This is a genomic window from Lactobacillus sp. A27 (assembly GCF_016742815.1).
Lineage (GTDB): Bacteria > Bacillota > Bacilli > Lactobacillales > Lactobacillaceae > Lactobacillus > Lactobacillus gallinarum.
This window is the reverse complement of the sequence record NZ_JAEHNT010000005.1, coordinates 1-9,729: the sequence shown is the minus strand read 5'-3', so window position 1 is coordinate 9,729 and position 9,729 is coordinate 1. Positions and strand designations below refer to the sequence as shown.

Below are 9,729 nucleotides of genomic sequence, written 5' to 3'. Positions count from 1 at the left end.
TATACAAAAAAAGAGATCGAATCCAAATGATTCGATCTCTAAAAAAGCACCCTTAATTGTCAATGTCTTAACTTAATGACATTGCTATTAATGAGTGCCTGCTTTTGCTTGTTATAATTAAAAATATAAGTGAATTTTGATGAGGTAAAAAAATGAAATTAAAGCAAAAGATTGTATTAACTTCTGTAGCCACTTTACTAGCAGTTTCACCTACTGTCGGAATGATTCAACCGTCACAAACGGTTTTAGCAGCCACTAATAAACGGCAAATTAGTCAAAAAGATAAATTGAAGCTCAATCATAATGCCTATATTTATAATAAAAAAGGTAAGCATACTAAGAAGCTTTTGCGTAAAGGTACATTAGTTAAGTATCAAGGCAAGATTAGTCAAAATGATTTTGCGGATAACTTGTACTTTTATCAAAATTATTCAAATGCACACAGATATCAATTAACCATAACCAAGATTAAGGGTGCTGATTATTTTAAGATCGGTAAAAACCAATATATTAAAGCCGCAAATGTTGATGCTATCGATGGTAATAAGCTTTTATTTAATCAAACTACGGTAACAGTTAAAACGAAGGCGCCACAAATTTTTATGGCCAGCAAGAATAGAGCTTTGACTACCGGAAAATACTATAAAAAAGGTCAAAAGCTAGTTGTCGATCAATTAGGTGGCATGGACGTGTTAGCCAATAGTTTCCCTAATGCTTATCATATTAAAGGCACGGATTATTATATCTGGGCTAGAGATGTCACTGCCCGTCAAAACATGGACTCTATCAACTATGATGTTCGTAATACAACCGTTGTTGAGGTCAAAAGAGATAATAGTAAAGCACCATTATATGCATTTAACGGAGAAGTAATTACGCCTAAAGGTTTTGCTTGGACGAGTTTAGCACCAATAAAGGTTAATGGGGCTATCTATTTGTGGAACGAGCAGGAAAACAAAGCTGAGCTTTATTACCATTTAACCAATCATTATCAAAAAATGGCTAATTTGAAGACATCTCCTAGTTTCCCTGAGGTAGTTAAAATTAATACGGTAAAGATAGGGGATACTTTTATTAAGGCTAGCGATGTAAAATATGTTGACGGTAAATTTTTAAAGCCGATTAATAGTGCTAGTCAGGCTGAAGATAATGCAAAAATTGCTATGTCTGAAAGCGAAGAATTAGATTTAAAGGATTTAATTAATAAGCAAATAGCAGTACAAGGTAGTATTAAGTACAAATTATCTAGTTTTTACAAACGGTATAACTATGATCAAGCGATTGATGATGCAAAATCTGTATTAAATAGGGATAGTGTGTCAGCTGCGCAAGCTCAATATTTGATTTGGAATATTAAGACAGCTAAAGATGAATTAGATGGTGCCAAAGTCAAAGTAGGAAATCTTAATAAATTGACGCAGAATGAAAGACTGGCTATTGAATTACTAGTTTCAAATGTTTACTCTAAGGAAACTGATACTGAATCACTTTATGGCCAGATGACTATGAGTGAAGCAGATGAATCCGTGTTTGAATTAAGCATTGAAAACGAAAGAGATCATAATAGGGTTATTTCTACGAAGATGATGAAGACTAGCGATTTTGCGGAAGAAAGATAATATCTGTTGACACAAAAATGGAGATGCATGATGCATTTCCATTTTTTTGCTTTTGTTTCAGTAAAACACGAACGATTATTATATAAAATAATATAATTTTTAGTATTTTATCTATTTTTCAGGTGAAAACACTGTAATCTGTCAAAAATATATGCTAAAATCTGATCATTAGATGGACAAGAGGGGAAACATTTATAATGAACAACGATATTGAAAAAGTATTATTTACTCAGGAACAACTTAATAAACGGATGGATGAAATGGCTGAACGTTTAAATAAAAAATATGCTGGTCAAGAGCCAATTGTTATTCCTGTTTTAAATGGAGCAATGCTTTTTGCTAGTGATATGATCAAAAGATTAACATTCAAATTAACGGTTGATCCTATCAAGGCCTCAAGTTATGCGGGAATTTCTTCAACTGGTAATGTCAAAATTGTTCAAGATATTAAATCTGATGTTACTAATCATCCTGTGATTTTTATGGAAGATATTATTGATACTGGTCGCACTTTGAAGACACTTACTGAAGTAATGAAAAAGCGCGGCGCTAAGAGTGTAGAAGTGGTTTCAATGCTTGATAAGCCAGAGACACGTGTGGTAGATTTCAAAGCTGACGACTATGCCTTTAAAGCACCTAATGCATTTTTAGTAGGATATGGACTTGACTATAACGGTTGGTACCGTAATCTTCCTTATGTAGGGGTCTTAAAGCAAGCAGTTTATGCATAATTTTTAAAAAAGTGTAAAAAAGTAACCTCTATTTTAAAAATAGTTGATTTTAACAGTACTTTATATTACAATAGTTGTTTTTACTTATATGAAAATTAAGAAAGGACTATAATACATATTGTAAAGGTACGTTTTATCAACTAAAGAGGTTAGTAAAATGAATAAAGATATTCAAAAATTCAAAAAAGGAATCGAGTACCCAGAGCAGTAAAATGGTATTCCACAAGCTTTCTTCCATAATCCAAAATATAAAAAGCTGAGTACCGATGCTCGTTATTTATATATGATTTTTACACTGAAGATGACTCAGTCACAAATAATGGCTGGGTAGATTCCGACGGAAACATGTATATTATTTATCCTGATCAAGATCTGATGGATGAAATGAATTGTAATTCTTTTACAGTAAATTGATTGAAAAATGAATTGATCAAGCATAATTTACTGTTAGAGGAAAATATGCCTTCTGGACATAGTGATCGACTATATCCGCTTAGAGTAAGCGAAATTTATAAATAAAAAATTAAGCACATTATTACCATGATAGTGTGTTTTTTCTTACAGATTGAATGCTGTCATCTCTTATTTTTGTATGGTACAATATGAATATATGTTCTAATGAAGAGGTGACTAAAATGCTGACGCGCTCGCATCGTTTATGCAGCATCGCGCTTGTTGAGCTGGGATTAATTGCTAGTAACACATTTATTGCAGATCCAGCATCTAATTTAATAATTTTATTGGCTACTGGTGTGGGTGCGTCTTTACCTGATATTGATGAATATAACAGCACGACTAGTCGTAAATCTCCAATCAATTTTAGTTTGTTTCTACGCCATCGTGGTGTGACTCATTCATTTTTAGGCTGGTTAGTTTTCTCCATTGGTTTGTATTTCTTAATGAATCATTTTATTCCCATTGAATTTCGATCTTGGCAGTTGCCAAATTGGTGGGGTAGTATTTGGCTAGGCTTGATTTTAGGCTATTTTTTGCATTTAGTTGAAGATAGTTTTAGTAAGCAGGGAGTAGATTGGTGGGCTCCATTTATTAAAAAGAGAAGACATCATTCAATCTTTCGTTATAAAGTAGGAGGATTTTTTGAAAAATTTATTACTTTAATTGCTTTTTTAGGAATTATAATGATGTCTTGCTATTGGTTATGGCTGATGGCCGCACCTGAAATCTAAGTAAAACGCATACGTTTATTTAGTAAATTTCTTTACTATTTATGGTAAAGCACGCTACTTAATGTTATACTAACGTTGTTAGAAATGTTTTAAGAAAAGAGATATATTAAAATGAATCAAATTGCTTTTAACCAACAATTATCAGATAAATTAAATGAAGTACTTAACCCAACCTTGTATTCAACTCCAGGTAAGGGTGAAATTACTGTAGTTGCTAACGAAAAGAATGACTTGCGTGAATATCGCATCATTACTGAAAACAACAAGGTTGTTAAAGTTGAAGATGCATATGATGCTAAGCATGATGCAGATTATGATAAGATGATGAACTTTCTTAAGGACTATCGTTAATTAAAAAATTGAATATAAATATAAAAAGAACAGAATCAAGCGATTCTGTTCTTTTCTTTTACCATTCTGCATTAAAAGCATATTTGTCCATGCGTTTAAATGCATCTTCGATGCGAGAAGTTGGTGAAGCTAAGTTTAATCTAATTGAAGTTGGGCCTTGAAATAGTCCACCGTCTTGCCAGCCGATGCCATAATCCCAACCACGTTGCAATAATTCTTTTTGCGTTTTGCCATGTTTCTTTAGCCAATCCGTGCACTCGAGGAACATCATGTAAGTTCCTTCGGTCTTAAAGGTTGAAACTCCATCGAAATGCTTAGTTACATAATCGTAAGCTAGATTTACATTTTGAGAAAGAACTGGTAAAAGTTGATTAAGCCAATTATTTCCTTCGTCGCTGTAAGCACCAATTAAAGCATGTTCTGAAAAGACATTCATACTATTGTAAAAAGTCTTTTTACCCACGCTTTGGATTCGTTCACGGATAGGCTTATTGTAAATAACGCTGTAACTGCCAATTAAACCTGCAAGGTTAAAAGTCTTAGATGGAGCGTAGAAAGCAGCGGCATGTTCTTTGGCCCATTCGCTAACTAATTGGGTAGGAGTGTAATGATGATCATTCATCATTAGGTCAGACCAGATTTCGTCAGAAATTACCCAGACATTGTTTCTCTCGTAAACTTCCATTGCCTTAGTGATTTCTTCTTTAGTCCAGACGCGACCAGTTGGATTATGAGGATTACAGAAAATCGCAACATGAATTTGATTTTCCTTAATCTTTTTATCCATATCCTCATAGTCCATTCGCCAAGTACCATTTTCATCTTTAATTAAAGGTGAGTGAACGATTTGATAACCGTTGCTTAATACAGCGTTAGTAAAGCCCATATAAGTTGGTGAATGAAGTAAAACTTTATCACCTGGTGCTGCAAAGACTTTTAAGGCAGAAACGACGCCGCCAAGTACACCGTTTTCGTAGCCAATATCTTCTTTAGTTAAACCTGGTACGCCCTTGCGTTTTTTGTGCCAATCAATGATTGCCTGGTAGTAGGCGTCGCTTGGTTGGAAATAACCAAAGAGGGGATGCTAGGCACGTTTAATAATTGCTTCTTGAATTGATTTAGCCGTAGGGAAGTTCATATCGGCCACCCACATCGGGATTGTATCAAAGCCTTCTTTTGGTTTTGATGGTGCAAAACCAGGTAATTTTCCTACTGCATCAACGGCCATCGCGTCTTTGCCATGACGATCAATCAATTCTGTAAAATCGTATTTCATCTAATACCTCCATAAAAGTGTGTTGATCTTATTGTAATAGATGAACTAGCAAAATTGTTAATATTTGTTTGATTATGAAAGGAGCTCAAAATGAAATTAAACAGAAAATTTACAATCAGTGTTACTGCAGCGCTTTTAGCTGTTGCGCCAGTAACGGGCGTAGTTAGTCTTCCTAAAACTAATATAGTTTACGCTGCAAGACAGTCTGTTAGTGGCAAAATCAAGGTAACTCAAACTTACGCTAGTTATTTTGCTAACGGCAAGAGACACCCGGTTAAAAAGGGGAAAGTTTTAAAGTATTATGGTACACCTAAGTACAAACCGTTTGATCCAGGCAGCTATTATTTTGGTGAACTGCAATACAATTTAGGTAATAGTGGCTTATTATCATCTGACTATGTTAAACAAATTTCTGGCAAAAATTGGATCACAGTCATTAGCAATGACTATTTGTATAATGCAAAAGGGAAACGACTATCTACTAAGATTAAACGTGGTCAAACTTTAGCTTATACTGGCAAAGTTAAATCAACTAAAAACGGTAAATATTACTTTTATGAAAATAATAAGAAAAAGCGCATCCCTTATTACAAGATCAAAGGACACGAATATTACAAGCTGGGTCGCAATCGTTATGTGAAAGTGGCAGATGTAATTGCTGTTAATGGTAATTATTTAATGACTACTGGTGAGACGACTGGGGTAGTTAAGAACAATAACGTCAGAACTTTCATCAATTCAAATGACTACAGTAATGATTCTACTATGGCACCTAGTGATAAGTACTTAAAGAAGGGGTAAAAGCTAACCTTTGACCAAGCAGTAACTTTTGTAAGTCAATTGGACGATTTTGATCATGATCCTTATGATTATTACCGTATTAATGGAAGAAGTACAAAAAGTTTTACGCTTGGGCTATAACTTGGTAAAAATTGAACATCGGGGTTACGTTCTACCTAATATCTATAACAGCAAGAATAATTGGCAATATATTACTGATCGTCCGGTATGGAATTTCGGCAAAGATAGTCATTTTTGGCTAGGATATGCGGCTTCAGATGTAAAGAATAAGCAACCATTAGATATTAAGGAAATTGCTGAAGAGAGTACAAAAAAGCCAGCTTTAAAGAAGTTAGTCAAACAATATTACGGCCTTAAAGGTAATAGATTCTTCATCTATAATCGTCAAGGCAAGTTGATCAAAAAGTTAACACTTAAGAAAGAAAAGATTTTTAAGGTTAAAGGCATCGGATCGTGAAAGATCAATATATGTACCAGATTGGTAAGAATCAGTATACTCAAAATTTGAGTTATCGTTGGGTCATTAAAAAATAATATTAAAAAAGTGTTGACATTGATGATAATTTGCTTAAAATAATTATTAACAATTTAATTAATCTGAAAACAAAGAGAAAGAAGAGTAGTTTAATTCGAATTTGCAGCGAATCTCGTTAGGTGTGAGGAGATAAAGGTAGAATTGAATGAAAATCACTTTCGAGTTCTATTTCTTAATCTTGTAGTAAGAAATGGTGGGAGCACCCGTTATAGTGCCTGCGTATCGCTGAAGTTTCTTCGGCCGCACGCGAAAGGTATTGTTAGTAATAACAATATAAATAAAGGGTGGTACCACGCTAGAAGCGTCCCTCAATCAAAGCAATTTTGGTTGAGGGACTTTTTTGTGATCAGATAATTCTTAATTCTCAGGAGGACGAGTGTATGAATGATGAAAAATCTCGTAAGTTGACCTGGAAGCAATATTTAGTCGTTGCTTCTTTGCTATTTGGATTATTCTTTGGGGCTGGTAACCTGATTTTCCCACTTCACTTGGGACAGCTTGCCGGTGCGAATTGGGGGACAGCCGCAGTTGGATTTCTGATCACTGGTGTGTTATTGCCTTTACTATCAGTGCTTGCCGTAGCCATCACCCGTGCAGGTGGTGTTTACGACATCGGTAAACCATTAGGCGCCGGCTTTGCCGTAGTATTTATGGTATTGATCCATGCGACTATCGGTCCTTTGTTTGGTACACCAAGAACAGCAACTGTTTCATTTACTGTAGGTGTAGCACCATTTATCCCTAAAGATATGCAAACTGTCGCATTGTTAGTATTTTCAGCTGTGTTTTTCTTATTAGCATTTGCATTTTCATATCATGAAAACAACATCTTGTCTAATGTTGGTAAGGTTTTAAACCCATTATTTTTAGCACTTTTATTCTTAGTTTTCGTTGTAGCATTTTTTAATCCATTAGGAAATCCACAAACTGCTGCTGTTACTGCTGCTTACAAGCATTCAGCATTAGTTAACGGCTTCCTTGAAGGTTATAACACTATGGATGCCTTAGCTGGTTTGGCTTTTGGTGTTACTGTTGTTACCGCTGTTCGTTCAATGGGTCAAAAAGATCCAAAGAGTGTTTCAAAGGTGGTTGCCAAATCTGGTGTAGTTGCTATGGGTGCCGTAGCTTTAATCTACTTACTTTTGATCTTGATGGGTGCAATGTCATTAGGTCACTTCAAGGTATCAGATAACGGTGGTGTTGCATTTAACCAAATCGTTAATGAATACGGTGGTCTTTTTGGTCAAGCATTACTTGCATTCTTGTTAACTGTTACTTGTTTAACTACTGCTGTTGGTTTGGTTGCCGCATTTGCACAAGATTTCCATAAGCATTTCCCAAAGGTTAGTTATCACGCATGGCTTGCTCTTAGTTGTTTAGCATCATTCTTTGCTGCTAACTTTGGTTTGGATCAAATCATCGCTTGGTCAACTCCAATGTTGATGTTCTTGTACCCATTATCAATGGTCCTGATCCTTTTGTCAGTATTTTCACCATTGTTCAAACGTGATAGCGTAGTTTACTTCTTTGTAATCTTGTTCACGGTAGTACCTGCATTAGGTGACATGGTTGTAGCATTTCCAGCAGTTGTTAGTCAAAGCCAATTTGGTTTAATGGTTACTTCAGTTAGAAGTTCTTTGCCACTTGCAAGTATGGGACTTTCATGGTTAGTGCCTGCATTAGTTGGTTTGGCAGTTGGATTAGTATTCCACGTCTTTAGAAGAAAGAACCTAGTCACTGCACAAGAAGAATTTGAATAAAAATAAAAGCTTTTCTACTCATGCAAAATACGTGAATAGAAAAGCTTTTTCAGTATGAATTTTAATTACTTCAAATTATTAACCTTCACAACAGCTTTGGATACATCCTTTAATTTACCTGAAGTAAATTGCTCAACTTCACCTAAAGATAATTCATGTGAGATTAATGGTAAGACATCGACTTTATGTGATTCAAGTAGTCCAATGGCATCTTCAAAGCAGTATGGATTGATAAATGAGCCTTGAATCGTTAATTGCTTTTGATAGATTTCATAAGAATTAATCTTGAATTGTGACTTAGGGTTGGCCACGCCAAACATTAATACTTGTGCACCACGCCGCGTAGCAGCAATTGCTTCTTCTTGGGTAATAGGATTACCGACAGCTTCTACTACAATGTCGTAAGCATTGTTAGGAATCTTGTCTCCTTGAGCGGTATTAAAAGTAGTGACATCAAAATGATCATGATTGAGCTTTAATTTCTCTTTAGAAATACCAGCTAAATCCACCTGATGAACGCCCATTGCCTTTAAAGTTTGAACGAATAATTCACCCATAAAGCCGTCCCCGATGACTAATGCTTTTTGATAGGGATGCAATTTTAACAAATTTACACCATGTATAGCACATGAAAGTGGTTCAGTGACTGCAGCTGCCTTAAGTGAAAGGTTATCTGAAATAGGGTAGACAACTTTAGCTGGCGCGGTGAAGTATTCCGCAAAACCGCCATCACGAGTGACACCTACAGCGGAAAGGTGTTCACAAAGTTCTGGTCGAGAAGTACGACAGTAGTAACATTGACCACAGTAAATATTAGGGTCAACAGTTACTCGATCACCAGGTTTAATATTGGTGACATTTTTGCCAACCTCTTTAACAATCCCTGAGTTTTCATGACCTAAAATAATAGGTGGATTTGCTTGAGCAGAACCTGGTAAACCATTGTAAAGTTCACGATCTGTGCCGCAAATACCGGCATAGGCTGTATGAATTAAAACTTCATCATCTTTGACCTCTGGGGTGGGAACTTCTTTTTCTTCTAATTTTTTAGTTACTGTTAAAACTAATGCTTGCATAATTTTTCCTCGATTCTTCATGAATAGAGTAACTCATTTGAAGGCAAATGTAAGTACTTTCATAGATGAAAATTATAAATTATTAAAGCTTTTACCAATAAAAGCAGAAAAATAGTGTTGCCAATAAAAATTAATATAATATAAGGACATGAAACGAGGTAATAAATATGAAGAAATTTGGTAAATTAGGTTTAGGAGCCGCAGTCGTTAGTTTATTTGCTTTATTAGTTGGAAAGAAGTTAAATGATCAAGTAGGTAAAAAAGATGCTGAAGATCGCGGCGTAAGTAAAATAGACTAAAAGGAGCTGGATGAAGTGAGACCTAAAAGTGAGACACTTTTAGGTCTTTTACTATGTCTAAATTTAATAAAGAACAAAAAATAGAAATTTATCG

General features: G+C 35.0%; 12 protein-coding genes and 1 other annotated feature. Of the genes, 9 read left to right on the top strand and 3 right to left on the bottom strand.

What is annotated here, in order from left to right:
• The first annotated feature begins 152 nt into the window (after positions 1-152).
• The 5 genes from JEM49_RS00860 to JEM49_RS00845 all read left to right on the top strand — a co-directional run bounded on the left by JEM49_RS00860 (position 153) and on the right by JEM49_RS00845 (position 3,888).
• Positions 153-1,619, top strand: a complete 1,467-nt coding sequence (locus tag JEM49_RS00860) for an SLAP domain-containing protein (protein WP_201873206.1) — start codon at positions 153-155, stop codon at positions 1,617-1,619.
• A gap of 197 nt (positions 1,620-1,816) precedes the next feature.
• Positions 1,817-2,350 (top strand): hypoxanthine phosphoribosyltransferase, encoded by a 534-nt coding sequence (gene hpt / locus JEM49_RS00855; RefSeq protein WP_201873203.1) that lies wholly within the window; start codon positions 1,817-1,819, stop codon positions 2,348-2,350.
• 345 nt (positions 2,351-2,695) lie between these two features.
• A complete protein-coding gene (locus tag JEM49_RS10770; RefSeq protein WP_278898429.1) occupies positions 2,696-2,764 on the top strand; it encodes a hypothetical protein in 69 nt (22 codons plus the stop codon).
• A 221-nt stretch (positions 2,765-2,985) separates the two neighbouring features.
• Entirely contained in the window at positions 2,986-3,537 is a 552-nt protein-coding gene (locus JEM49_RS00850; RefSeq protein WP_201873200.1) for a metal-dependent hydrolase, read from the top strand.
• Positions 3,538-3,648: 111 nt separating this feature from the next.
• Positions 3,649-3,888 carry a hypothetical protein gene (locus JEM49_RS00845; RefSeq protein ID WP_087176392.1) on the top strand — a complete coding sequence of 80 codons (240 nt, stop codon included), beginning with the start codon at positions 3,649-3,651 and terminating at the stop codon, positions 3,886-3,888.
• A 58-nt stretch (positions 3,889-3,946) separates the two neighbouring features.
• Here JEM49_RS00845 and JEM49_RS00840 read toward each other — a convergent pair whose 3' ends face one another.
• Together JEM49_RS00840 and JEM49_RS10395 are read right to left on the bottom strand one after the other, a co-directional pair.
• On the bottom strand, positions 3,947-4,921 hold the full coding sequence (locus tag JEM49_RS00840; protein ID WP_342211662.1) for a MalY/PatB family protein: 975 nt from the start codon (positions 4,919-4,921) through the stop codon (positions 3,947-3,949).
• 51 nt (positions 4,922-4,972) lie between these two features.
• Entirely contained in the window at positions 4,973-5,164 is a 192-nt protein-coding gene (locus JEM49_RS10395) for a hypothetical protein (RefSeq protein ID WP_242509727.1), read from the bottom strand.
• A 90-nt stretch (positions 5,165-5,254) separates the two neighbouring features.
• Between JEM49_RS10395 and JEM49_RS00835 the strand changes: the two genes are divergently transcribed.
• The 3 genes from JEM49_RS00835 (at position 5,255) to brnQ (ending at position 8,260) form a co-directional block, all read left to right on the top strand.
• Positions 5,255-5,965 (top strand): SLAP domain-containing protein, encoded by a 711-nt coding sequence (locus tag JEM49_RS00835; RefSeq protein ID WP_201873197.1) that lies wholly within the window; start codon positions 5,255-5,257, stop codon positions 5,963-5,965.
• 55 nt (positions 5,966-6,020) lie between these two features.
• The gene (locus JEM49_RS10390; protein ID WP_242509726.1) at positions 6,021-6,422 is read left to right on the top strand and encodes a hypothetical protein; all 402 of its coding nucleotides are present in this window, start codon (positions 6,021-6,023) and stop codon (positions 6,420-6,422) included.
• A gap of 140 nt (positions 6,423-6,562) precedes the next feature.
• Positions 6,563-6,812: a binding site (T-box leader), on the top strand.
• 68 nt (positions 6,813-6,880) lie between these two features.
• Positions 6,881-8,260, top strand: a complete 1,380-nt coding sequence (gene brnQ, locus JEM49_RS00825; RefSeq protein ID WP_201873194.1) for a branched-chain amino acid transport system II carrier protein — start codon at positions 6,881-6,883, stop codon at positions 8,258-8,260.
• Between the two features lie 65 nt (positions 8,261-8,325).
• Here the strand turns inward: brnQ and JEM49_RS00820 are convergent, their stop codons facing one another.
• The gene (locus JEM49_RS00820) at positions 8,326-9,336 is read right to left on the bottom strand and encodes a zinc-dependent alcohol dehydrogenase family protein (protein WP_087235813.1); all 1,011 of its coding nucleotides are present in this window, start codon (positions 9,334-9,336) and stop codon (positions 8,326-8,328) included.
• 167 nt (positions 9,337-9,503) lie between these two features.
• On the opposite strand from JEM49_RS00820, the gene JEM49_RS10635 reads away from it, so the two are divergent.
• The gene (locus JEM49_RS10635) at positions 9,504-9,635 is read left to right on the top strand and encodes a hypothetical protein (protein WP_269082143.1); all 132 of its coding nucleotides are present in this window, start codon (positions 9,504-9,506) and stop codon (positions 9,633-9,635) included.
• The last annotated feature ends 94 nt before the right edge of the window (positions 9,636-9,729 follow it).

What these genes read in the sequence shown, in the direction of transcription:
- JEM49_RS00860 (WP_201873206.1), top strand. Translation starts at nt 153, where the DNA reads ATGAAATTAAAGCAAAAGATTGTATTAACTTCTGTAGCCACTTTACTA.
- hpt (WP_201873203.1), top strand. Translation starts at nt 1,817, where the DNA reads ATGAACAACGATATTGAAAAAGTATTATTTACTCAGGAACAACTTAAT.
- JEM49_RS00850 (WP_201873200.1), top strand. Translation starts at nt 2,986, where the DNA reads ATGCTGACGCGCTCGCATCGTTTATGCAGCATCGCGCTTGTTGAGCTG.
- JEM49_RS00845 (WP_087176392.1), top strand. Translation starts at nt 3,649, where the DNA reads ATGAATCAAATTGCTTTTAACCAACAATTATCAGATAAATTAAATGAA.
- JEM49_RS10395 (WP_242509727.1), bottom strand. Translation starts at nt 5,164, where the DNA reads ATGAAATACGATTTTACAGAATTGATTGATCGTCATGGCAAAGACGCG.
- JEM49_RS00835 (WP_201873197.1), top strand. Translation starts at nt 5,255, where the DNA reads ATGAAATTAAACAGAAAATTTACAATCAGTGTTACTGCAGCGCTTTTA.
- JEM49_RS10390 (WP_242509726.1), top strand. Translation starts at nt 6,021, where the DNA reads ATGATCCTTATGATTATTACCGTATTAATGGAAGAAGTACAAAAAGTT.
- brnQ (WP_201873194.1), top strand. Translation starts at nt 6,881, where the DNA reads ATGAATGATGAAAAATCTCGTAAGTTGACCTGGAAGCAATATTTAGTC.
- JEM49_RS00820 (WP_087235813.1), bottom strand. Translation starts at nt 9,336, where the DNA reads ATGCAAGCATTAGTTTTAACAGTAACTAAAAAATTAGAAGAAAAAGAA.
- JEM49_RS10635 (WP_269082143.1), top strand. Translation starts at nt 9,504, where the DNA reads ATGAAGAAATTTGGTAAATTAGGTTTAGGAGCCGCAGTCGTTAGTTTA.